This is a genomic window from Heliomicrobium sulfidophilum, from assembly GCF_057715735.1.
This window is the reverse complement of record NZ_JBVTZZ010000005.1, coordinates 1036128-1058365: the sequence shown is the minus strand read 5'-3', so window position 1 is coordinate 1058365 and position 22238 is coordinate 1036128. Positions and strand designations below refer to the sequence as shown.

Sequence of the window (22238 nt, the reverse complement as noted above, 5' to 3'; positions counted from 1 at the left end):
AAAAGGTCTCGCTCGTCCAGGAGCCCGATGATGAGTTGCGGCCTTGGGCGGGTAAAGGTTTCCTTCGTCCAGGGGCACGATATTGAATTGTGGCCAGGGGCGGGTAAAGGATCCTTCGCCCAGAAGCCCGATGATGAATCGTGGCCTGGGGCGGCTTGGGTCGTGAGCGGTTTGCGCGGAGCGGCGAGTGCGAGCGAAGGCGAAGAAGCGGAAAAGGGCGCCATGACTTGCAGAAAAGCCCGTGAGTTTTGGCGCCCCCGCTTCGCAGCCAAGCGAGCCGCCGCGGAGCGCTTAGCGAACGACCCAAGCCGCCCCAGCCGCTAACCCACCGCGCAAAGAGCGTCGACGATATCGAGGGAGTGCTGCACAGTGTCCGAACCCATCACCACCGTGAACACCGGCCGCCGGGTCTCCGAAATGGATGTCCTCTTTCAACTGCTGAAAGAGAAAGGGGAAAACACCCACTTCCGCGACCTGATCGTGCAGGCCCTGGCCCGCATCGGCTATGAAGACCCCGAGGATCCCAAATCGATTGCCGCCATCTACACCCAGATGAACCTGGATATGCGCTTCATCAGCTTCGGCAATGGCCTCTGGGGCTTGCGCAACTGGGCGCCGGCCAAAACGGGGCGGCGCATCCCCACCATCTCCCTGCTCAACAAGACCGTTGAATACGAAGATGGCGAGGGCGGCGACGAAGAAGATTATGATGACCGCGACCACGACTACGGTCGGGGACGAGACGACGACTGGGAGCGAGCTGAATAAGCTCGCTTTTTGTTGATCCTTTGACACTCTTTGGGTAGAATAGATGGAGTGTAAAACCCGAACCGGAGTGAACGGTCGAAGAGAAAGCAGGCATGGAAATGCAAACGAAGTTCATTTTTGTCACCGGCGGCGTCGTGTCTTCCCTGGGCAAAGGGATCACCGCCGCTTCCCTCGGCCGCCTGCTCAAAAGCCGCGGCCTCAAAGTGGCCATCCAGAAGTTTGACCCCTACATCAACATCGACCCGGGCACCATGAGCCCCTACCAGCATGGCGAGGTCTTTGTCACCGACGACGGGGCGGAAACAGACCTGGATCTGGGCCATTATGAGCGCTTTGTCGATATCAGCCTGACCAAGGCCTCCAACGTGACGACCGGCAAGATCTACTGGTCGGTCATCACGAAAGAACGGAAAGGCGAGTTTCTCGGCGGGACGGTCCAGGTCATTCCCCACATCACCAACGAGATCAAAGGGCGGGTCCTGCGCGTCGCTCGCGAGAGCAACCCCGACGTGGTGATCACCGAGATCGGCGGCACCGTCGGCGACATCGAGTCGCTGCCCTTCCTGGAAGCGATCCGCCAGATGAAGTCAGACATCGGCAAAGAGCGTGTGGCCTACATCCACGTGACGCTGATGCCCTTCATCGCCAGCGCCGGCGAACTGAAGACGAAACCGACGCAGCACTCCGTCAAGGAGCTGCGCAGCATCGGCATCCAGCCCGATGTGATCGTCTGCCGCACAGAAAAAGCCTTCCCGAAGGAACTGGAAGAAAAGATCGCCCTCTTCTGTGACATCGAGCCGCAAGCGGTCATCCAGAACGTCGACTGCGAGACCATCTACGAAGTGCCCCTTTTGCTGAAAAAAGAGGGCCTCGACGACATCATCATCGAAAAGCTGAACCTGCAGTGCGGTGAGCCCGATCTGAAGGACTGGGAGGCGCTGGTGCAGAAGATCAAGAATCCTCAGCGCCAAGTCACCATCGGCCTCGTCGGCAAGTATGTCGCCCTGCCAGACGCCTACATGAGCGTCGCCGAGTCGCTTCGCCACGCCGGGCTCTTCCATGACGCCGCCGTCAAGATCAAGTGGATCTACTCGGCTGACCTGGAAGGGGCCGATCCGGAAGAATTCTTGGGTGATGTGGACGGCATCCTCGTGCCCGGCGGCTTCGGCGACCGGGGCATCGAAGGCAAGATCACAGCCCTGCGCTACGCCCGGGAGAAGGGCATCCCCATGCTCGGCATCTGCTTAGGGATGCAACTGGCCGTCGTCGAGTTCAGCCGCCATGTGCTGGGCTGGCAAGACGCCCACTCCAGCGAGTTTGCCGAAACCACGGAACACCCGGTCATCGACCTCTTGCCGGAGCAGAAGGATGTAGAGGAGAAGGGCGGCACCATGCGCCTGGGCATTTGGGCCTGCCGTCTGAACCGCAACACCAAGGCCTGGGACGCCTATCAAGAAGAGGTCATCTACGAGCGGCACCGCCACCGCTACGAATTCAACAACAACTTCCGAGCCGCCCTGGAGAAAGCCGGCATGACCATCTCCGGCACCTCGCCGGACGGCCGGCTCGTAGAAGTCGTCGAACTGAAAGACCACCCCTGGTTCGTGGCCTCCCAGTTCCACCCCGAATTCAAATCCCGGCCCAACCGTCCCCACCCCCTGTTCCGGGATTTTGTCAACGCCGCATTGGACAAGCACGAGCAGCACCAGTAATCGAACAGCATCAGCAAAAGACGGAGGCCTTTTCGCAGTCCTTTTACGGGTTCGGAAAGGTCTCCTCGGTTATGAGCGGGAAAATAGGCCAGGCGGTGATGGGTAAGCGCGGGCGAGTCCATTTTTGGGGAACATCGTTCTTTGGAAGACAGAAAGGGGAATATCCAACTTGAACGTTCGCGAACTGGATATCCAGGACAAGGAGCGTTTCAACCGGTTTATGGCAGAGCACCCGAAAGGCCATGTGCTCCAGTCCTGGGAGTGGGGCGATGTGAAGTCCCGCACCGGCTGGCAGCCGCACCGGCTGATGGTGGAGGAAGCGGGGACGCCGCTGGCGGCCGTCTCCATCCTGAAGCGGCGCATCCCGGCCGTGGGCAAGCACATCTTTTACGCGCCCCGGGGACCGGTCATCGACCCGGCCCGCCCCGATGTGGCCGACACGCTGTTGGCGGGGATCGAGGAGCTCGCCCGGCGGGAGAACGCCGTTTTTCTCAAAATTGATCCCGATGTCATCGACCCGGCGCCGGCCTGGACCGACTACCTCCGTTCGCGCGGCTTTCGCCTCGTCGACAAGGGCGAGGGCTTTGAGGGCGTCCAGCCGCGCTTTGTCTTCCGCCTCGACATATCCGACGACTTAGACCAGGTCTTCGCCCGTTTTCACCAGAAAACGCGCTATAACATACGGTTGGCTGAAAAAAAGGGCGTCGTGATTGACGAGAACTGCGGCAAGGAGGAACTCCCCGTTTTTTATCAGGTCCTCAAGGAGACCTGCGCCCGGGACAACTTCCTCGTGCGGGCCTACTCCTACTTTGAAGACATGTGGGACAACCTGGTCCCTTCGGGGATGGCGAAGCTCTTCATCGCCCGCTATCAGGGGGAAGTGATCGCTGGGACACTGGCCTTCATTCTCGGCGACAAGGCCTGGTACATCTACGGCGCCTCGTCGAACCGTCACCGCAACGTCATGCCCAACTACCTGATCCAGTGGAAGATGATCTGCTGGGCCAAGGCCAACGGCTGCACCCTCTATGACTTCCGCGGCGTGCCCGGCCATGTCGGAGAGGATCATCCCCTCTACGGACTGGTCCGCTTCAAGCGCGGTTTCAGCGGCGACTATGTGGGCTTTATCGGCGAATATGATCGGGTATACCAGCCCTTTTTCTATCACTTCTGGAACGTAGCCGAGCCCATGTACCAGAATCTTGTCCGCAAGCTCCTCGCCCGTCGCAAGGGATCCTAAGCCAAGGAGGCGGAAGACCGATGAGCGTGATTCGACCACAGGGCATCGAAGGGATCGGCGCCGAGGAACGGCAACGGGATTCAGCCGCCCAGGGGCTGGGCTGCTGGGTCGAGGTTGACATGGATGCCCTGGCCCATAACGCGCGATCGATCCGGCAGGTTCTCGGCGATGAAAAGATCTTTTACGGTGTCGTCAAAGCCAACGCCTACGGCTGCGGCATCGTCGAGTGCGCTCGCTGCCTCGTCGAAAACGGCGTCGACCGGCTGGCTGTCACCCATGTGAGCGAAGGCGTCCAACTGCGCCGGAGCGGCATTGACGCGCCCATCCTGGTCATGGCCCCCTTTGTGGCGGAAGAAGCGGCCGATCTGGTCCGCTTCGGCCTGACGGCCAGTGTGAGCGCCGTTGACACGGCGCTGCTGATCGCCCGGGAAGCCCGGCGCCAGGGCCGGCGGGGTTTGCCTGTCCAGATCAAAGTGGAAACCGGCCTGGGCCGCACCGGGGTGGACGCCGCTGAGGCGCCCCTGTTGGTGGCGGCCATTTTGGGTCAAGATGAGTTGTACCTGGAAGGCGCCTTTACCCACCTGGCCACGGCGGCCACGGGCGATGTGCGCCATGTCCACCGCCAGGTGGCCCGATTCCGGGAGACGGTGGCCGCCATGGAGGCGTATGCCGGCTTTCCCATCCCCGTCAAGCACGTGGCCAACTCGGCGGCGGCCATGGCCTTTCCCCAGTACCACTTTGACGGGGTGCGCATCGGCACCCTCCTCTACGGCCAGCCGGCCGGACCTGTCGCCGCCGGCTTGGCCCTGCGCGACGTCTGGCGCCTGAAGGCGCGCGTGGCCCATGTGGCCACCCTGCCGCCGGGGCACGGCGTCGGCTACGGGCGCGCCTTTGTCACCCGGCGCGAGACCCAGGTGGCCGTTCTGCCTGTCGGCTATGTGGACGGCTACCAACTGGAACCGGTCAGTATGCCGGTGAGCCTCTGGGACCTGGCGAAGGTGCTGCTGAAAACATCCGCCGCCTACTTCGGTATTGGCCCCATGGCCCGGACAGTGCGCATCGGCGATCGCCGCGCGCCGGTGCTGGGGAAAGTCGCCATGCAGATGACGATGATCGATGTGACCGGCATCCCCGATGTGCAAGCCGGGACGGTCGTCGTGATCCCGGCGCGGCGGACGGTGGTGGGATTGAGCGTGCCGCGCGTCCATGTGAGCGCCGAGTCGGCGGTCTTGCGAAGGCTCGGAAGCGCAGGGGCGGAAGAACGGGCCGTTGGGCTGGAATAAAGTTGCCGTCTTGAGTTGGGGCGAACGGTTAGAATAAGGACGAGTCAAGCTAGAGGAGGCGGGTCATTTTGGCAAAAAGGAAACAGTGGGTGGTGGGCGCGGTCCTGGCGGTGGTGGCCCTTTCGGTGCTGCTCATCCTCTTCCGGCCGGGCGCGCACCGCGCTGACGGACCTTCGGCGGGCAACACCGTCGCCGTCGTGCGGCTCGAAGGGATGATCGCCGACGCAGGCGCCGGTGGCGGGCTGCTGGGCGGCGAGTCCGGTTCCGGTTCGGTGATCGAGACGCTGCGCCAGTTACAGAAGGACAAGCAGATCAAAGCGGTAGTGCTGCGGATCAACTCGCCTGGCGGCACGTCGGCGGCGTCCCAGGAGATCGGCCGCGAGGTGGACCGCCTTCGCGAGAGCGGCAAGATCGTCGTGGCCTCCATGGGCGATGTGGCGGCCTCCGGCGGCTACTGGGTGGCGGCGCGGGCCGACAAGATCGTCGCCAATCCGGCCACCACGACGGGCTCGATCGGCGTGATCCTTGATCTGGCCAACCTGACGGAACTCTACCAGAAGATCGGCTACCGGGCCAACGTGATCAAGAGCGGGCCTTACAAGGACATCGCCTCTTCGGCGCGGGACATGACGCCGGAAGAGCGGGAGATCCTGCAGACCATGGTCAACGACATCTACCAGCAGTTCATCGATGTGGTGGCGGAAGGCCGCAAAATGCCCCAAGACAAGGTGCGCGCCCTCGCTGACGGGCGAGTGTACACGGGACGACAGGCGAAAGATCTGGGCTTGGTCGATGAACTGGGCAACTTCTATGACGCAGTCGCCCTGGCCGCGTCGATGGCTGGGATGGAAGGCGAACCGGAGATCCGGGAGTATGGCAGAGAATCGGCGCTTGACCGGCTTCTCTCCGGCGTCAGCAGCCGCTGGAGCGGCGCAGGCCTTTCCCCGCAACGCCTGTCGCCTGAGCAAATGGCGCAACTCTTGGACTTGTTGAAGCAAAAAAGCTCCCTGCCTTGATCGCCGGGATGGGAAAGATAGTGCGGAGGGTTGGTTATGGAACAGGAGAGACGGGAAAACGAGGAAGGGAAACGGCTCCTCCCGCCGGAATCAGGCGGGAATCCCCAACCTGGAGGAGATGCCCAACCTGGAGGAGATCAGGAACGTATCGAATCTCCTGGAACAAAAGCGGCTGGACCCCTGTGCGCCATAGCGACAGAACACCAGGGAGAGGCGCCTTCCCTTCGCAACGACGCTGCTCCTCAAAATAGCGGATGGCAGTTGCCCCCCGGATGGGAGCCACAGCGACAGGAGCGACGGGATGACGCCTCTGCGGAGTGGAGCCTTTGGGACTACCTGTACCAGGTGATCGTCAACCCCGGTTTAGCCTTTTCCGTCGCCGCGCGGGAGAAACCGCTCGCTTTGGCCGTGGCTGTCGTCTTGACGACTTCGATCATCAACCTGATCGTCGATTTCAGCCTCGGTGACGGAGGAACCATGGACGCCCCCTTGCCGCCGGAACTATCTGGCCCTGTCTTTGAACGACTGATCGCCGGCGCCAGCATCTTCGGTGTACTCTTCGGCATCTTTATCTGGTTTTTCATGGCCGGTTTTTACAACCTCGTCGGCGAACTGCTTGGCGGCCAGGGCAATGGCAAGGGGTTGTTGACCGCCCTCGGTTTGGCCTACTCCCCCCTGATTCTCGTCGCCCCCTTGAGCGTGATCGGCGCTTACGCGCCGGGGGGAGAGGCGATCCAAGGGCTGGGCATCGTTGCGGTGACCATCTGGGGCATTGTCCTGCAAGCGCTAGCGATCAAAAGGTCGCTCCGACTTTCGACGGCACGGGCGGTCTTCGTCCTCCTGCTGCCCCTGTTGCTGCTCCTGCTTTGCGCGATCCTGTTGGTGCTGGTCATCCTATCGATGCTCCCCTCCTTGGGAACGCTGCCGCTGTCAGTTCGTTGAGGCGTAGCCGCGAGAATGGGAACAAGTCCCGATTGCATTGAAAACTGGTGATAAAAAATCCTGCCTGCTTCGCTAACAGGCAGGATTTTCATTTCCTGTCACGAAAGATCCACGTGATAGGAGATCTGGCGCTGAAGGGCAGAGGTCTTTCGGGAGGGCCTCGAACAGGATGCACTTGCGATTCTCCTTGAAAATCGCAACGGTTGCTTTTGCTTCAAATATAGGGATGGGGATTGGCGGGAGAGGTGGAACGACAGAATGGGAGACTCCCAATGCGTGTTGGTTGTTGATGATCAAAAAGGCGTCCGCCGCCTCTTGCAAGAAGCTCTTCGCATGGCCGGCATCGTCGTCGAAGCGGCGTCCAGCGGGCTCGAGGCGCTGGGAAAGCTGGAGACCCGTGATTACACCTTGATGCTCCTCGACGTGAAGATGCCAGGCATGACCGGGATTGAGACGCTGGCAGAAGCGCGCCGGCGAGGCCACCGGTTGCCGGTCGTATTGATGTCGGCCTATGAGGAACTTTCCTTGATCAGGGAAGCCAGGGATCTTGACATTGCAGATCACCTCATCAAACCCTTTGATGTGATGGAACTGACAGAGCAGATTTCCCGCTGGCGATCATCTCCTTCGGAATATCAGGGTTGACAAAAAAGGATTTTGACCTGTTGCGTTGAATACTGGGGGTAGAAAGGAGGGTACTCCACATGATCTTGTCCACCTTAACAGTCGTGGCTCTTCGTTGTCCCGCCTGTGGCCGCATGGACTTTCACGCCTTGTCCTTGTTTGCCTTTGCGGGGCGAAAAGTGCATAAGCTGCATTGTTCCTGCGGAGCCGGTCTGATGACGGTGGGGAGCAAAGACCGCAAGCGTTTTTGGCTGCAGTCGCAGTGCATCATGTGTGAAACCCAACACCTCCACTGGTTCCCGAGGGAACAACTGTGGTCTCAGCAACTGACCGAACTTCGTTGCGCCGAGACGATGGTCGAAGTCGGCTTTATCGGTCCCCGGGAGAAGGTCAAGACGGCCATCCTGAACCAGGACAAATCCCTGCAGGAGATGGCCGAGAACCTGGGGCTCACCGATTATTTTGAAAACCCCGAAGTCATGTACGCTGTCCTCGAACGGTTGCATAAGCTTGCCGAAGAGGGCGCCCTTTCTTGCTCCTGCGGCAGTTTCCAGATCAATGTGGAGGTCTATCCGGAACGGGTGGAACTTCGCTGCGAGGCATGTGACAACACCTATGTATGCTACGCCGAGTCGGACAACGACCTGCAGGTGATGAAGCGTTGCGCTGAACTGCAGATCCAAGGCGCAGCCCCAGGAAGTCGGGAGAGCGGGCGAGGCCGGCGCCGGCGGAAAAAGTCTCCCTGAACCTACCATAATGAAGATAATGAAGATAATGAAGATAATGAAGATAGTGACAGACACCGCGGACTCAACTTCATGATGTTCCGCGGTCTTTTCCTGTTTACCCGCTCGATGGGCATACTAGCGTGAAGGGAATATCGCCTAGTTTGGCGAAAGGATTCCAAGGATAACAATGTAGGAGGAGATGTCTCGATGCCATTGGTTCCAGTCTCCCAACTTCTCGCCGCAGCGGAAGAAGGCAAGTACGCCGTCGGCGCCTTTAACTGCAACAACATGGAAATTGTCCAGGCCATCGTTGCCGCGGCAGAAGCGGAGCGAGCCCCTGTCATCATCCAGGCTTCCCAGGGGGCGATCAAGTACGCCGGACTCGACTATATCGTCGCCCTGGCCCGTTTGGCCGGCGAAAACGCTTCTGTTCCTGTGGCGCTGCATCTGGACCACGGCACGAGCTTTGCCCAGTGCATCCAGTGCATCCGCAGCGGCTTTACCTCCGTCATGATTGACGGTTCCAAGTACCCCTTGGAGGAGAACATCGCCCTGACCAACCGTGTCCTCGAAGTGGCCCGCGCTGTCGGCGTCTCCGTCGAGGCGGAATTGGGCAAGATCGGCGGAACCGAGGACGACATCCATGTCGACGAGCGCGACGCCTTTTTCACCGATCCGGCCGAAGCGAAGCAGTTTGTGGACGCTACGAAGGTCGACGCCCTGGCGGTGGCCATCGGAACGGCTCACGGGCAGTACAAGGGTCGCCCGGAACTCGACTTTGACCGTCTCGCCAAGATCCGCCAACTGGTCAACATCCCCATCGTCCTCCACGGCTCCTCGGGCGTTCCGGAAGAAGACATTCAAAAGGCGATCACCCTCGGCGTCCGCAAGGTGAACATCGACACCAACCTGCGGGAAGCCTTTGTCGACGGCGTCAAAGAGGCCATCGAGAAAAACCCGCGGGAGATCGACCCCCGCAAGATCCTCGGTCCGGCCAAGGTCAAGATGAGTGAGATCATTCGGGAAAAGATCCGTATCTTTGGATCCAACGGCAAAGCCTAGGAGGGGGATACGATGCGCTTTTTTCTGGACAGCGCCAACATCGACGAGATCCGGGAAGCCAATCGTCTCGGGGTGATCAACGGCGTCACGACGAACCCGTCGCTGATCGCCAAAGAGGGGCGCAACTTTCGTGAAGTGGTGCAGGAGATTGCCGCCATCGTCGATGGACCGATTTCCGCCGAGGTGATCAGCACTGATGCTGAGGGGATGGTCGTTGAAGCGAGAGAACTGGCCCAGATCCACCCCAACATCGTCATCAAGATCCCTATGTGCGCCGCCGGTTTGTCGGCGACGGCGCGGCTGGCCCAGGAAGGCATCCGCACCAATGTGACGCTCATCTTTTCGGCCAACCAGGGCTTGTTAGCGGCCAATGCCGGCGCCACCTATGTAAGCCCCTTCGTCGGTCGCCTCGACGATATCGGCCATGATGGCATGGACGTGCTCCGGGAAATGGTGGAGATCTTTGACATCCATGGCATCGCCACGGAGATCATCGCCGCCAGCATCCGTCATCCCGTCCATGTGAGCGCTGCGGCCCGCGCCGGCGCCCCTATCGCCACGGTGCCCTTCAAAGTCCTCACGCAGATGATCAAGCACCCCTTGACAGATCTGGGGATCGAGCGCTTCTTGAAAGACTGGGAATCGGTGAAAGATAAATAACCTCCGCTGGCATCGCGGCGGCGGACCAGCGTTGCGGCGCGGGCCGGCGGAAGTGGCCGGCCCGCTTTTTCCCATTGATTCGCTTCTTGATGAACAAAAAATCATTGCTCCGCAGCGCGGAGCGGCATCCTGCTGACGATTCCGGTCGGATCGATCAGCGGGCGGCGCGCGCATCGCCCCTTCATCGTCGGCTTCTGGGGAAGTTGAGTCATGCTGACGCTGAGAACAGGGCGGCGCTGCGCCAGAAGGGGAGGAGAAACAGGATGTACAGGGAACTGGCTCTTGAGTTTGCCCGCGTCACTGAGGCAGCCGCCTTGGCTTCGGCTCGCTGGATGGGACGGGGGGACAAGCATGCCGCTGATGACGCGGCCACCGAAGCGATGCGCGCCATGTTCGACACGGTCAGCATCAACGGGTTTGTCGTGATCGGCGAAGGGGAGATGGACGAAGCGCCGATGCTGTACATCGGCGAGAAGGTCGGCGCCGGCGGTGAGGCCGATTTGGATATCGCTGTCGATCCCCTCGAAGGCACCAACATCGTCGCCAAAGGCTTGAACGGCGCCATCTCCGTTCTGGCGGCGGCTCACCGAGGATGCCTGCTCCATGCCCCTGACATGTACATGAACAAGATCGCTGTCGGGCCGGCGGCGGTAGGCCGCATCCATCTCGATGCGCCTGTTGAGGATAACTTAAAGAATGTCGCCGACGCCCTCGGCAAAAAGATCGATGAACTGAGCGTGGTCATCCTTGACCGTCCTCGCCATGCCGAAATGATTGCCCGTTGCCGGAAAGCGGGCGCCCGGATTCATCTGATCCTGGATGGGGATGTGGCGCCTGCTGTTGCGACGGCCTTCCCCGATTCTGGCGTGGATATCATGATGGGCATCGGAGGCGCTCCCGAAGGGGTGATCGCCGCCGCCGCCATCCGCTGCCTCGGCGGCGAGATGCAAGGACGCCTTTGCCCGGAAACACCGGAGGAAGAAGCGCGCTGCGTTTCCATGGGTCTCGAGGATCCCCGCAAAATCCTCCTCCTCGATGACATGGTCCGCGGTGATGGCGTGATCTTCGCCGCCACCGGGATCACCGACGGCAGCCTGCTCAAGGGCGTCAAGTACACCGCCCAGGGCGCGCTCACCCATACGGTCGTCATCCGCGGGCGCACAGGCACGGTTCGATTCATCAATGCGCTCCATAGGCTGGATCGGAAGCCCCATTTCGGCTGGGGCCGCAACGAAGCGCAAGGATAGGGAGCGGCTCCTGAAACCGGGAAAGGCAGAGGGGCCTGTTCACTGGGAGGTCTTTTGGGAGATTCCCCGGTCGCATCGTCTTCATGAAAGTGGGAGGTATTCCGTTGACAACAGGGATGCAGGTTAAGCGATTTTTCCGCTTTCATTATCTGCGGCTGCGGCGGCTCAAAGACCAGCCAGAACCGCTGGCCCGGGGCGTCGCCCTCGGATTCGCTTCCGGTTTTGGCCCCTTCTTCGGACTGGGACTGGTTGCCGCCTGGGCCTTCGCCGCGCTTTTTCGCGGCAACCGGGCGGCAGCGGTAATCACGGCGGTCCTGTTCAAATGGGCGATCCCCTTGTTCATCACGGCTAACTTGGCTGTCGGATCACTCGTTTGGGGACAGCCGATGCACCATGCTGGCGGCGGCAGCCTCTGGCATGGACACTTTTGGCGCGAAATGGGCCTCTTATTTATCACCGGCAGCGCCATCAACATGGTCCTCTCCTATGTGGTCGCCTACTTCCCTGTCCTGCACTGGGCAAACCAGCGCCGGCTCGCCAAGCGGGCGCTCCAGACGAACCTCGAATAGTGGAGGCGGTTTCCGGTTAGAATACCAGATGGACCGCTGACCATTCTGAGGTGATTCAATTTCATGACCCCGATACAAAGAGACGGCGGGCGCCCTGGGGGGGTCTTCCGTCTCTTCCTTTTCTCGCTCAGCCTGTCTTTCCTTCTCCTGCCCGGTCCCGGTTTTGCTGCGGAAATGGACCTGTGGCGGTTCCTGAAAGGGGACCTGACACTGGAAGGGACCACGCAGACGGGCGGACGTCTTTATGGGCAGGATCCGCTTGCATCAGACAGCCGCGTTCACCATCTTACCGACAGCCTTTCGGAGGGAAGTAACGAAAGGTGGCCCTTGCACCGCGTCGCCTCCGGCGAGACGCTCTACGGCATCGCCCGCATCTATGACATCACCGTCAGCCAGTTGAAGGAACTGAATGGATTGAAAACGGGTCTGCTGCAACCGGGTCAACCGTTGCGCCTTCCGGCCGGCACTCTCGCCGTCCGGGACAGCCGTGCTACCGATTCCGGCGCGCGGCCGTCCCTGCCATCGAGAGGCGCCCTTCTCTCGTCGATGGTGACGCCCCTTGACGGCGCCGTCACGTCTCCTTTCGGCCCGCGCAGGGGTTCTTTCCATCACGGGATCGACATCGCCGGCGACCGGGGGGAGACGATCCGGGCCGCCCAGCGGGGCCGGGTCGTCTTCAGTGGCTGGAAGCCCATCTACGGGCGGACGGTCATCATCGAACATCCCTATGGGGTGGTCACCTTGTACGCCCATGGCAGTAAGCTCCTCGTCCAGGAAGGCGATGAGGTCGAGCGGGGAGAGCCGGTCGCCCAAGTCGGCGCCACCGGCGTGGCCACTGGCCCTCACCTGCACTTCGAGGTTCGCCTCGACCGCCGGGCCGTCAACCCGGCAGCCTATCTGCGCGGCAGCGCCGCGAGCGTCTAATGGATCATTCTTCTTGCGCCCTGGTACGGGCTATGGTATAATCTCCTTTGTTACTGAGAGCCATAGTCTGACCGGGCCCGCGTTCCGGTCTTGGAGAAAGAGGTGAGCCCTGTGAAGGAAGGCATCCATCCGCAAGTGCACCGGGCCAAAGTGCATTGCGCCTGCGGCGAGTCCTTTGAGACGACTTCGACCCGCAAAGAAATTAAAGTGGACGTTTGCTCCAAATGCCATCCTTTTTTCACCGGTAAAAGCCGTACAGTGGAAGTCGGCGGCCGGGTGGATCGGTTCAAGAAAAAGTACGGTCTATAAACTGCGTAGCAGAGCCTGCACAAGCTCTGCTCTTTTTCTATCGGGGGAGAAGTGAATGGGGAAATTTCAGTATGGCGGCCAGGCCGTCATTGAAGGTGTCATGATGCGTGGGCCCGATGACATGGCCATCGCCGTCCGGTGCCCCAATGACGAGATCGTCATCGAGAAGCAGCCGGTGGCATCGTGGATGAACGGCGCCCTCATGAAAACCCCGGTCCTCCGTGGCACGGGGGCGCTTTTGGACGCGCTGATCCTGGGAGTGAAGGCGCTCTCCTTCTCCGCCAGCAAGGCGACCGAGGAGGAGGAAGAGGAACTCACCCCCTGGGAGATCGCCGTCACCATCGGCGTGGCCATGATCATGGGCGCCGGTCTATTCATCTTTTTGCCGACGGCGGCGGCCCACCTGACCCGTCAGGTAGTGCCGAGCCTCTTTCTGCAAAACGTGATCGAAGGGTTTGTCCGGATCGCTCTCTTTTTCGGTTATATCGCCGCTATTTCCCGGATGCCCGACATCCAGCGGGTCTTTCAATACCATGGCGCCGAACACAAGGTGATCCACGCCCATGAGGCGGGCGAAGAGCTGACGGTGGCCAACGCCCAGCGCCAGACGACGCTGCACCCGCGCTGCGGCACCAGTTTCTTGTTGTTCGTCATGGTCATCAAGATTTTCGCCTTTTCGCTGCTTCCCGACGCGACGCTCTTTTGGAAGGTGACCTACCGGTTGGGGCTCGTGCCCTTTGTCGCTGGGATCAGCTATGAGATCATCAAGCTCTCCGGGCGCTATCCCCGCTTCTGGTTGATGCGCCTCTTCATCCAGCCCGGCCTCTGGCTGCAGCGGATGACGACGCGGGAGCCCGACGACAAGCAGGTCGAGGTGGCCATCCGGGCGCTTCAGGCAGTGCTTCCTCAGACAGCGGCGTCCCAGTCCCGAGAGGCTGTCGTCAGAGACGGGTTGGCCCAGGGTCAGCAAGGGCCGCGGAAAGAGGAACCGGCAGCCGTTTGCAGTCTGCCAGGCGGCGCCGGCTAAGACAAAAGAAATGTGACAGGTGAACACCGATGATCGATAAATTGGAAATTATCGAACAAAAATACGAAGAGTTGACCCAGTTGCTCAGCGACCCTGAGATCATCAACGACCAGACGCGCTGGCAGCGCCATGCCAAGCAGCAGGCTGGGATGACGGAGATCGTCGAGGCCTTCCGGGAGTATAAGGGTGTCCTGCAGGGCATCGACGACGCTCGGGCGATGCTCGATGAGTCCGATCCGGAGTTGCAGGAGATGGCCTCCCTGGAACTGGACGAACTCTCGGCCCGCAAAGAGGAACTGGAACAGCGGTTGAAGATCCTGCTGCTGCCGAAGGATCCCAATGATGAGAAAAACGTCATCATCGAGATTCGCGCCGGCACCGGCGGCGAGGAAGCGGCCCTCTTTGCCGGCGACCTCTATCGCATGTACAGCCGGTTCGCCGACCGGCAGGGCTGGCGGACAGAACTGCTCTCGGCGAACTACACCGACATTGGCGGTTTCAAAGAAGTCATCGTCCTCGTCGAAGGCCAGGGCGCCTTCTCGAAGATGAAGTTTGAATCGGGCGTCCACCGCGTGCAGCGTGTGCCGGCGACAGAGTCGAGCGGACGGATCCACACCTCGGCGGCGACGGTGGCCGTGCTGCCTGAGGCGGAAGAGGTGGAGATCGAGGTCAACCCGAACGAACTGCGCATCGATGTCTTCTGTTCCTCCGGCGCCGGCGGCCAGCACGTCAACAAGACCGAGTCTGCCGTGCGGATCACCCACCTGCCCACGGGCATCGTCGTCTCCTGCCAGGATGAGAAGTCGCAGCTCAAAAACCGCGAGAAGGCGATGCGGGTCCTGCGGGCGCGCTTGCTCGAAAAGGCTCAGGAGGAGCAGCACGGGGAACTGGCCAGCGTACGCAAGTCCATGGTCGGCTCCGGCGACCGCTCCGAGCGGATCCGCACCTATAACTTCCCGCAAGGCCGGGTGACCGACCACCGCATCGGCCTGACGCTGCACCGCCTCGAGACGATCCTGGACGGCGATCTGGACGAAGTGCTCGACGCCTTGATCACGACCGATCAGGCGGAAAAGATGAAGACGATGGAGTAAAGAGAGAGATGAATCGATTCGAATGGAAGCCGGCGACTGTTGGGGAAGCTCTGCAGGCGACGGTTTCTTTTTTTACGCATGAGGGTATTGGATCACCTCGCCTGGAGGCGGAGGTGCTGCTCGCCTACGGACTCGGCATCGGCCGGGCGGGCCTGCTGGCCGCGCTGCGTGATCGCCTTTCCGAGGAACAGGCGGAAGCGTTGCGGGAACTGGTGGAGAGACGTCTGACCGGCTGTCCTTTGCAATACATCACGGGACGGCAGGAGTTTTGGGGTTTCGATTTTACGGTCACACCGGCGGTGCTCATCCCCCGTCCGGAAACAGAGCTGCTCGTTGAGGCGGCGCTGTCGCTGCTGGGTCGGCCCGACAGGACGGTGACGACATGGGTGGCTGATGTGGGCGTCGGCTCGGGGGCGATCGCCGTGGCGATGGCCCGGGAGAATCCCCAGTTGCAGGTGGTGGCGACAGACCTCTCGGAGGCGGCCCTGGCCGTCGCCCGTCAAAATGCGGAACGGCACGGCGTGGCCGAGCGGATTCGTTTTGCCCAGGGGGACCTGCTGGGACCGGTCATCGGCGCCGGCATCCGCCTGAAGGCGGTCCTCTCCAATCCCCCGTACATTCCGTCGGGGGACATCCCGTCGCTGCAGCGAGAGGTGGCCGCTTTTGAGCCGTCACTGGCCCTCGACGGCGGGGAAGACGGCCTCGACCTCTATCGGCGGCTTGCGTCCCAGGCCGGACTTGTCCTGGAGCCGGGTGGGTTTATCGCTTTGGAGATCGGCTACAACCAAGGACAGGATGTCGCTGGATTGCTGGAAGCGCACGGCTTTGATGAGGTGCGGGTCATTCATGACGGGCAGGGCCATGATCGAGTGGTGACCGGGGTATACCGGGCAGCGAGCAAGCCTTGAATCCCCCTTCGCAAACGTCAAGGTATAGGGGCGAAATTGTGACGGGCAGGATATCCTAATACGAAACCGTTTTTTATCTGTAACGAAGGGATCGCAGTAACATGGCAGCAGAATCGAAGGATACGAAAATCTGGCGCGTTGATCCCGCAACGGTGTCGCCGGGAGCGCTTCGCGAGGCGGCCGCCTGCTTGCGAGAGGGCGGCTTGGTTGCCTTTCCGACGGAGACGGTGTACGGCCTGGGCGCTGACGCGCTCAACGGGGCGGCTGTGGCGGGGATCTTTGCCGCCAAGGGGCGGCCTTCCGACAATCCCCTGATCGTACATATCGCCGGCATGGACGAGGTTGCGGCGCTGACCGTCGATTTCCCCGACCTGGCGCGACATCTGGCCGAACACTTCTGGCCGGGACCGCTCACCTTAGTGCTGCCGGCCTCACCGCAGGTTCCTCCTGTGGTGACGGCCGGTTTGGCGACGGTGGCTGTCCGGATGCCCTCCCATCCGGTCGCCCGGGCGCTGATCCGGGAGGCAGGGACGCCGGTGGCTGCCCCGTCGGCCAACCGTTCCGGCCGGCCGAGCCCGACGATGGCGGAGCATGTTTGCGAGGACCTCTCGGGGCGCATCGACGGCATCGTCGATGGGGGGGCCTGTGACTTTGGGTTGGAGTCGACGGTCGTCGACGCCACGGGCAATGCGGCGGTGATCCTGCGCCCAGGCGGCGTCACACGGGAGATGATCGAGGCGCTCGGCATCCCTGTGCAAACCGCCCTTTCGCTGGAGCCCCTCGCTCCGAACGCCGCTGCTGTGGACGGCCTTGTCCCTCCCTCCCCGGGCATGAAGTATGTTCACTATGCGCCGAGAGCCCCCCTCTACCTGCTGCAAGGGAGTTGGGAAGAACAGGTTGATTCGCTTTGCCGGCGGCTCTCCGAGCCGATCAAGGGCGATGGCAGTGACGATGTGCCTGCCCCTGCGCTCAAAGATGGCGACGGTCCGATGGGACTGCTGATCTCGGAAGAGACCTTCCGCAGGATCAAGCCGCTCCTTTCGGAGACCCGCCACGGAGAAGCAGGGGAGAAATGGGTGGTTCGTCTGACCGGATCTCGGGAAGACTTGACTACGGTGAGCCGGCAACTCTTTGGGGCGATCCGCTCGTTTGATCAGACAACTGTCGTCTCGATTATCGCCGAGACCTATCCGAGCGCAGGCATCGGCTGGGCGCTGATGAACCGGTTGGAAAAAGCGGCCGGCGGGCGCTGCTGGCCGGCATAAAAAAGCGATAGAAAAAGCGGTTCTTCTCGTCCCCTTTTCCAAGGCATATAACTAAACATGGCTTGGCTTCCCATGGCCCCGGGCAATTTCCGGCGAAGTGGAGGTTGGGGAATGGAGTACTGGACCTTGGGTGTGCTCGCTGTGGGATTGGGGGCCGACGCCTTTTCCATGGCCCTCGGCATCGGCATGGAAGGGGTGCGTCGCCGTGACGCCTTCATCCTCGGACTCGTTGTGGCGCTCTTTCACATCTTTATGCCCTGGTTCGGCATCTTGGCCGGGAACGCCCTCGGCCTGATCGTGGGGCGTCTGGCCAGTTTTATCGGCGCAGCGGTACTCTTTTTTCTGGGCGGACGGATGATCTACCACGCCTGGAAGGAGAGGCAGGGGGGGCCTGCCTCTCTGCCGAGCGGGGCGCCGCGCCACGGCGGCGCCCTGGGCGTGAGAGGGGGCGGAGCGACCATCGGCGCCGGTGCCATCGCCGGGGGACGGTCCTTTGCGCCGACCCTCTGGGGATTGGTCGTCATTGGCGCTGCCGTCAGCATGGACGCCTTGAGTGTCGGCTTTTCCCTGGGCACGGTGGGGACCCAGTTGATTCCGACGGTCATGACCTTTGGCGTCGTCGCCGGGATGATGACCGTGGCCGGGTGCCTGATCGGACAGCAGGTAAGCCGGTTGCTCGGCGCGACGGCCCAACTGGCGGGAGGCTTGATTTTGTTGGGCATTGGGATTAAGCTTTTGCTTGGGGGTGCGACTCCCGGCTGAAGTACCGGAGGGATACCATGTTCAATCTGTTGTTCCTGTGCACCGGCAACACCTGCCGCAGTCCCATGGCCCAGGTGATGGCCGAAGCGTTGCTTGCCGAGATGGGCCAAGGAGGGCGGGTCCGCGTATCTTCTGCCGGCACATCGGCATGGCCCGGCGCGCCTGCGTCCAACCAGGCCCGCAAAGTGATGGCCGAGCGCGGTTTGAACCTGGAAACCCATGGTTCTACACCCTTGAATGAAAAGTTGATCCAAGAAGCGGATCTGGTGCTGACCATGACAGGCAGTCACCGCGACCGCGTCCTTCAGATGGCGCCGGAAGCGGCGGCCAAGGTATTCACCTTGAAGGAGTATGCCGGCGGGAGCGGGGATGTTGCCGATCCCTTTGGCTTGGATGAGCATGCCTATGCGCGGAATGCCCGAGAGATTGAAAGCGCCTTGCGCAAGGCCCTGGAACGGATCGTGGACACCCTCGATAAAAAGGGGGAGCGGGACATCGTTTGACAGCGGTCAGCGATGTTTTTTTATCGTGTTTTGACGTAATGAAAAGGGATAAGCGATTCCATGTCGAAATATGACTGCTTTAGGAGTTACCCTCATCGATTCGAAGGATTTACCACAGAGAGAAAAAGACGCGGTTGGAGTGAGTAGGATGAAAATCGCCATCGGCTGCGACCACGGCGGGTTCCGGCTGAAAGAGGAGATCCGGACCTTTCTGGCGGAGGAGTTGGAACTGCCCGGCGCCAAGCCGGAGGTCATCGATATGGGAACCTTTTCCGAGGAGTCTGTCGACTATCCCGACTACGGCCTGAAGGTGGCCAAGAAGGTCATCCTCGGCGAAGCCGACTTCGGCATCGTCATCTGCGGCACCGGGATCGGCATCTCCATCGCCGCCAACAAGGTGCCCGGCGTCCGCGCCGCCTTGTGCGGAGACACATTTTCGGCCCGCATGGCCCGGGAGCACAATGACGCCAATGTGCTCGCCTTAGGGGCCAGAGTGGTCGGCCCCGGCCTGGCTCGGGACATCGTGGCGGCCTTTTTTTCGGCGAGCTTTGCCGGCGGCAGGCACGCCCGGCGGGTGGACAAGCTGCGGGCCATCGAGGGGCAGGGGACGGTGGAATGACCGCCATCGGGGCCCAGGTGACCGCCGCCGCCACTGAACTGGCGCAGGTGGCGAACCTGCAACCGGAGCAGATCCTGGTCGTCGGTTGCAGCACCTCCGAGGTGATCGGCGCTGCCATCGGCACAAAGGGGTCGGAAGCGGTCGCTGAGGCGATCGTGACCGCCCTCCATTCAGTGACCGCCTCCAGGGGCGTCCACCTGGCCATCCAGTGCTGTGAGCATCTGAACCGCGCCCTCGTCGTTGAAGAGGAGATCCTGAGGTTGTACCGGGAACTGGAGCAAGTTTCCGTCCGGCCTGTGGCCAAAGCCGGCGGATCCCTGGCGGCCCAGGCGATGGAACACTTTCACCGGCCTGTTGTTGTCGAGGCGATCCGCGCCCACGCCGGCATGGACATCGGCGAGACGCTGATCGGCATGCACCTGAGAGCCGTCGCTGTGCCTGTCCGCCTGTCGATCCGCCAGATCGGCCAAGCGCGACTGACAGCAGCCCGGACCCGGCCGAAACTGATCGGCGGGGAACGGGCCTGTTACCTGTGAACGCGGCTCGAAGGCGTCTCCCACGGGTTTCATGAGAATCGGCGCAACCACCGGAAAAAGCATAGCCTGAAGAAAAAATAATGTATGGGAGGCACCATGATCGTGAGTGAATGGAAACATCTGCACCAGGTCGACCCGGAAGTGGCGGCTGCGATGGACCGGGAAAAGAACCGCCAGCGGAACAACATCGAGCTGATCGCCTCGGAGAACTTCGTCAGCGAAGCCGTCATGGAGGCGGCCGGCAGCGTGCTGACGAACAAGTATGCCGAAGGGTATCCGGGAAAACGCTACTACGGCGGCTGTGAATTCGTCGACCAGGTGGAAACGCTGGCCATCGAACGGGCCAAGGCGCTCTTCGGCGCCGAGCACGCCAATGTGCAGCCCCACTCGGGGGCCAACGCCAACATGGGCGTCTATTTCGCCTGCCTGGAACCGGGCGACACCGTCCTGGGCATGAACCTCGCCCATGGCGGACACCTCACCCATGGCTCTCCCGTCAACATATCGGGAAAATACTTCCGTTTCGTCGCCTACGGTGTCGATGAACATACGGGCCGGATCGACTATGACGAGGTGGCGCGCATCGCCCGGGAAACAAAGCCGAAGCTGATTGTCGCCGGCGCCAGCGCCTATCCCCGCGAGCTCGATTTTGTCCGTTTCCGGGCCATCGCCGATGAGGTGGGCGCCATGCTGATGGTCGACATGGCCCACATCGCCGGTCTCGTGGCGGCAGGACTGCACCCCTCGCCCGTTCCCTATGCCGAGTTTGTCACCACGACGACCCACAAGACGCTGCGGGGCCCTCGCGGCGGTCTGATCCTCTGCAAAAAGGAGTGGGCCGCTAAGATCGACAAGGCCATCTTCCCCGGTTTGCAGGGCGGTCCGCTCATGCACATCATCGCCGCCAAAGCAGTCGCCTTCAAAGAAGCCATGGCGCCGGAGTTTATGGCGTACCAGAAGCAGATCGTCGCCAACGCCGCCGCTCTTGCCAAAGGGCTGACCGAGCGCGGATTCCAACTCGTCTCGGGCGGCACCGACAACCATCTGATGCTCATCGACCTGCGCAACAAGCAGTTGACCGGCAAGGAAGCGGAAAAACGGCTTGACGAGGCCCGCATCACCGTCAACAAGAACGCCATCCCCTTCGATCCCCAGAGCCCCTTCGTCACCAGCGGCATCCGCGTCGGCACACCGGCCGCCACGAGCCGGGGCATGGACGAAGCAGCGATGGAGCAGGTAGCGGAAGCGATCCATCAATGCCTCTCTGACGGCAGCGAAGCGGCCATGCAAAAAGCCGTTGCCATCGTGGAGTCGCTCTGCGCCCGTTTCCCGCTGTACGCCTGATCCCCGCCGCCACCGCACCATGAAACGCTCGATCAAATGAACACCGGGGGGAACTGACATGGCCAGGGTAGTGATCATGGATCATCCGTTGATCCAGCATAAGTTGAGTTTCATCCGTTCGAAAAACACAGGGTCCAAAGAGTTCCGGGAACTGGTCGAAGAGGTAGCCATGCTGATGGCCTACGAAGTCACCCGCGACCTGCCCCTGGCAGAGGCCGAGGTGGAGACCCCCGTCGCCGTGACGAAAACGAAGGTCCTCGCCGGCAAAAAACTGGGCGTCGTGGCCATCCTGCGGGCCGGCCTGGGCATGATCAACGGCTTTGTGAAGCTGATCCCGGCGGCCAAGGTGGGCCATGTGGGCCTCTACCGCGACCCGGAGACGCTGGAGCCGGTCGAGTACTACTGCAAACTCCCTCCCGATGTGGCCGAGCGGGACATGATCGTCATCGACCCGATGCTCGCCACAGGCGGCTCGGCGTCGGCGGCGCTCACCCTGCTCAAACAGAAGGGCGCCCGCCACATCAAACTCGTCGTCCTCATCGCCGCCCCCGAAGGGGTGTCGCGCGTCGAACAGGACCACCCTGATGTAGACATCTTCGCCGCCGCCCTCGACCCCTGCCTGAACGACCACGCCTACATCGTCCCCGGCCTCGGCGACGCTGGCGACCGCCTCTTCGGAACGAAATAACCCAAGTAATCAAAAGAACCTTTGCCTGGAATGATTTTTCCAGGCAAAGGTCTTTTTTGGAAAGCACCGTTGCGATGCATGAAAAAGCCCGCTATCATTAAGAGTGGGCTTATTTGCAGAAGATTTTTAGTCGTTTTTGGGCGATTCTTGATGCATATCATGTAGGACCTATAGCAAACACATGGTAAAGCTGGGCCTATTGGCGCAGCGAGCGGTTTGGGCGGAGCGGCGTCGCGAGCGCAGGCTGCGCAGCGGAAAAGCGCGCCATGGTTCACATGCAGAAAAGCCCAGAGGTTTGGCGCGCCCGCGGAGCAACCGAGCGAGCAGCCGCGCAGCCCTTAGCGAGCGGAGCCAATAGGACCCGATTTACGCAAATGTTTCGCAGGTCTTTTTCGAGAAAGCCGCAAA

Annotated in this window: 25 protein-coding genes; all 25 read left to right on the top strand. The window is 61.4% G+C overall.

The window, feature by feature from the left end; genetic code table 11:
* Positions 1-30: 30 nt before the first annotated feature.
* Positions 31-324, top strand: a complete 294-nt coding sequence (locus AC0CW1_RS10740; RefSeq protein WP_488183049.1) for a hypothetical protein — start codon at positions 31-33, stop codon at positions 322-324.
* 45 nt (positions 325-369) lie between these two features.
* Entirely contained in the window at positions 370-768 is a 399-nt protein-coding gene (rpoE, locus tag AC0CW1_RS10735; RefSeq protein ID WP_488183048.1) for a DNA-directed RNA polymerase subunit delta, read from the top strand.
* 98 nt (positions 769-866) lie between these two features.
* On the top strand, positions 867-2480 hold the full coding sequence (gene pyrG / locus AC0CW1_RS10730; RefSeq protein ID WP_488183047.1) for a CTP synthase: 1614 nt from the start codon (positions 867-869) through the stop codon (positions 2478-2480).
* Between the two features lie 169 nt (positions 2481-2649).
* Positions 2650-3720, top strand: a complete 1071-nt coding sequence (locus tag AC0CW1_RS10725) for a lipid II:glycine glycyltransferase FemX (protein ID WP_488183046.1) — start codon at positions 2650-2652, stop codon at positions 3718-3720.
* 20 nt (positions 3721-3740) lie between these two features.
* Positions 3741-5003: an alanine racemase gene (gene alr, locus AC0CW1_RS10720; RefSeq protein WP_488183045.1), complete on the top strand. Its 1263-nt coding sequence runs from the start codon at positions 3741-3743 to the stop codon at positions 5001-5003.
* A gap of 68 nt (positions 5004-5071) precedes the next feature.
* Positions 5072-6019: a signal peptide peptidase SppA gene (gene sppA, locus AC0CW1_RS10715; RefSeq protein ID WP_488183044.1), complete on the top strand. Its 948-nt coding sequence runs from the start codon at positions 5072-5074 to the stop codon at positions 6017-6019.
* A 36-nt stretch (positions 6020-6055) separates the two neighbouring features.
* Positions 6056-6961: a Yip1 family protein gene (locus tag AC0CW1_RS10710; RefSeq protein WP_488183043.1), complete on the top strand. Its 906-nt coding sequence runs from the start codon at positions 6056-6058 to the stop codon at positions 6959-6961.
* A gap of 258 nt (positions 6962-7219) precedes the next feature.
* Positions 7220-7606 carry a response regulator gene (locus tag AC0CW1_RS10705; RefSeq protein WP_488183042.1) on the top strand — a complete coding sequence of 129 codons (387 nt, stop codon included), beginning with the start codon at positions 7220-7222 and terminating at the stop codon, positions 7604-7606.
* 59 nt (positions 7607-7665) lie between these two features.
* On the top strand, positions 7666-8331 hold the full coding sequence (locus AC0CW1_RS10700; RefSeq protein WP_488183041.1) for a hypothetical protein: 666 nt from the start codon (positions 7666-7668) through the stop codon (positions 8329-8331).
* 189 nt (positions 8332-8520) lie between these two features.
* A complete protein-coding gene (locus tag AC0CW1_RS10695) occupies positions 8521-9375 on the top strand; it encodes a class II fructose-1,6-bisphosphate aldolase (protein ID WP_488183040.1) in 855 nt (284 codons plus the stop codon).
* A 12-nt stretch (positions 9376-9387) separates the two neighbouring features.
* Complete coding sequence (gene fsa, locus AC0CW1_RS10690) at positions 9388-10035, top strand: fructose-6-phosphate aldolase (protein ID WP_488183039.1); 648 nt, start codon at positions 9388-9390, stop codon at positions 10033-10035.
* 263 nt (positions 10036-10298) lie between these two features.
* Complete coding sequence (gene glpX / locus AC0CW1_RS10685) at positions 10299-11282, top strand: class II fructose-bisphosphatase (RefSeq protein ID WP_488183038.1); 984 nt, start codon at positions 10299-10301, stop codon at positions 11280-11282.
* A 104-nt stretch (positions 11283-11386) separates the two neighbouring features.
* Positions 11387-11851 carry a DUF2062 domain-containing protein gene (locus AC0CW1_RS10680; RefSeq protein ID WP_488183037.1) on the top strand — a complete coding sequence of 155 codons (465 nt, stop codon included), beginning with the start codon at positions 11387-11389 and terminating at the stop codon, positions 11849-11851.
* Positions 11852-11914: 63 nt separating this feature from the next.
* A complete protein-coding gene (locus AC0CW1_RS10675) occupies positions 11915-12775 on the top strand; it encodes a peptidoglycan DD-metalloendopeptidase family protein (RefSeq protein ID WP_488183036.1) in 861 nt (286 codons plus the stop codon).
* 111 nt (positions 12776-12886) lie between these two features.
* Positions 12887-13084, top strand: a complete 198-nt coding sequence (rpmE, locus tag AC0CW1_RS10670) for a 50S ribosomal protein L31 (protein WP_012282022.1) — start codon at positions 12887-12889, stop codon at positions 13082-13084.
* Positions 13085-13139: 55 nt separating this feature from the next.
* Complete coding sequence (locus AC0CW1_RS10665; RefSeq protein ID WP_488183035.1) at positions 13140-14111, top strand: DUF1385 domain-containing protein; 972 nt, start codon at positions 13140-13142, stop codon at positions 14109-14111.
* 29 nt (positions 14112-14140) lie between these two features.
* On the top strand, positions 14141-15205 hold the full coding sequence (gene prfA / locus AC0CW1_RS10660) for a peptide chain release factor 1 (protein ID WP_488183034.1): 1065 nt from the start codon (positions 14141-14143) through the stop codon (positions 15203-15205).
* A gap of 8 nt (positions 15206-15213) precedes the next feature.
* A complete protein-coding gene (gene prmC, locus AC0CW1_RS10655) occupies positions 15214-16113 on the top strand; it encodes a peptide chain release factor N(5)-glutamine methyltransferase (protein WP_488183033.1) in 900 nt (299 codons plus the stop codon).
* A 101-nt stretch (positions 16114-16214) separates the two neighbouring features.
* On the top strand, positions 16215-17378 hold the full coding sequence (locus AC0CW1_RS10650) for an L-threonylcarbamoyladenylate synthase (protein ID WP_488183032.1): 1164 nt from the start codon (positions 16215-16217) through the stop codon (positions 17376-17378).
* A 111-nt stretch (positions 17379-17489) separates the two neighbouring features.
* Entirely contained in the window at positions 17490-18140 is a 651-nt protein-coding gene (locus AC0CW1_RS10645; protein WP_488183031.1) for a manganese efflux pump MntP, read from the top strand.
* A gap of 17 nt (positions 18141-18157) precedes the next feature.
* On the top strand, positions 18158-18643 hold the full coding sequence (locus AC0CW1_RS10640) for a low molecular weight protein arginine phosphatase (RefSeq protein WP_488183030.1): 486 nt from the start codon (positions 18158-18160) through the stop codon (positions 18641-18643).
* 148 nt (positions 18644-18791) lie between these two features.
* Entirely contained in the window at positions 18792-19262 is a 471-nt protein-coding gene (gene rpiB, locus AC0CW1_RS10635; RefSeq protein ID WP_488183029.1) for a ribose 5-phosphate isomerase B, read from the top strand.
* Positions 19259-19798 carry a TIGR01440 family protein gene (locus AC0CW1_RS10630; protein WP_488183028.1) on the top strand — a complete coding sequence of 180 codons (540 nt, stop codon included), beginning with the start codon at positions 19259-19261 and terminating at the stop codon, positions 19796-19798. The genes rpiB and AC0CW1_RS10630 overlap by 4 nt, the downstream gene beginning before the upstream one ends.
* Positions 19799-19894: 96 nt before the next feature.
* Positions 19895-21142 (top strand): serine hydroxymethyltransferase, encoded by a 1248-nt coding sequence (locus AC0CW1_RS10625; RefSeq protein ID WP_488183027.1) that lies wholly within the window; start codon positions 19895-19897, stop codon positions 21140-21142.
* Positions 21143-21200: 58 nt separating this feature from the next.
* Positions 21201-21830 carry a uracil phosphoribosyltransferase gene (gene upp / locus AC0CW1_RS10620; protein ID WP_488183026.1) on the top strand — a complete coding sequence of 210 codons (630 nt, stop codon included), beginning with the start codon at positions 21201-21203 and terminating at the stop codon, positions 21828-21830.
* The last annotated feature ends 408 nt before the right edge of the window (positions 21831-22238 follow it).

Excerpts from the sequence above, each read along its gene's own strand:
- AC0CW1_RS10700 (WP_488183041.1), top strand. The coding sequence starts at position 7,666 with ATGATCTTGTCCACCTTAACAGTCGTGGCTCTTCGTTGTCCCGCCTGT.
- AC0CW1_RS10740 (WP_488183049.1), top strand. The coding sequence starts at position 31 with ATGAGTTGCGGCCTTGGGCGGGTAAAGGTTTCCTTCGTCCAGGGGCAC.
- AC0CW1_RS10710 (WP_488183043.1), top strand. The coding sequence starts at position 6,056 with ATGGAACAGGAGAGACGGGAAAACGAGGAAGGGAAACGGCTCCTCCCG.
- AC0CW1_RS10705 (WP_488183042.1), top strand. The coding sequence starts at position 7,220 with ATGGGAGACTCCCAATGCGTGTTGGTTGTTGATGATCAAAAAGGCGTC.
- AC0CW1_RS10645 (WP_488183031.1), top strand. The coding sequence starts at position 17,490 with ATGGAGTACTGGACCTTGGGTGTGCTCGCTGTGGGATTGGGGGCCGAC.
- alr (WP_488183045.1), top strand. The coding sequence starts at position 3,741 with ATGAGCGTGATTCGACCACAGGGCATCGAAGGGATCGGCGCCGAGGAA.
- fsa (WP_488183039.1), top strand. The coding sequence starts at position 9,388 with ATGCGCTTTTTTCTGGACAGCGCCAACATCGACGAGATCCGGGAAGCC.
- AC0CW1_RS10665 (WP_488183035.1), top strand. The coding sequence starts at position 13,140 with ATGGGGAAATTTCAGTATGGCGGCCAGGCCGTCATTGAAGGTGTCATG.
- pyrG (WP_488183047.1), top strand. The coding sequence starts at position 867 with ATGCAAACGAAGTTCATTTTTGTCACCGGCGGCGTCGTGTCTTCCCTG.
- glpX (WP_488183038.1), top strand. The coding sequence starts at position 10,299 with ATGTACAGGGAACTGGCTCTTGAGTTTGCCCGCGTCACTGAGGCAGCC.
- AC0CW1_RS10695 (WP_488183040.1), top strand. The coding sequence starts at position 8,521 with ATGCCATTGGTTCCAGTCTCCCAACTTCTCGCCGCAGCGGAAGAAGGC.
- prmC (WP_488183033.1), top strand. The coding sequence starts at position 15,214 with ATGAATCGATTCGAATGGAAGCCGGCGACTGTTGGGGAAGCTCTGCAG.
- AC0CW1_RS10625 (WP_488183027.1), top strand. The coding sequence starts at position 19,895 with ATGATCGTGAGTGAATGGAAACATCTGCACCAGGTCGACCCGGAAGTG.
- AC0CW1_RS10675 (WP_488183036.1), top strand. The coding sequence starts at position 11,915 with ATGACCCCGATACAAAGAGACGGCGGGCGCCCTGGGGGGGTCTTCCGT.
- AC0CW1_RS10650 (WP_488183032.1), top strand. The coding sequence starts at position 16,215 with ATGGCAGCAGAATCGAAGGATACGAAAATCTGGCGCGTTGATCCCGCA.
- prfA (WP_488183034.1), top strand. The coding sequence starts at position 14,141 with ATGATCGATAAATTGGAAATTATCGAACAAAAATACGAAGAGTTGACC.
- upp (WP_488183026.1), top strand. The coding sequence starts at position 21,201 with ATGGCCAGGGTAGTGATCATGGATCATCCGTTGATCCAGCATAAGTTG.
- rpiB (WP_488183029.1), top strand. The coding sequence starts at position 18,792 with ATGAAAATCGCCATCGGCTGCGACCACGGCGGGTTCCGGCTGAAAGAG.
- AC0CW1_RS10630 (WP_488183028.1), top strand. The coding sequence starts at position 19,259 with ATGACCGCCATCGGGGCCCAGGTGACCGCCGCCGCCACTGAACTGGCG.
- AC0CW1_RS10640 (WP_488183030.1), top strand. The coding sequence starts at position 18,158 with ATGTTCAATCTGTTGTTCCTGTGCACCGGCAACACCTGCCGCAGTCCC.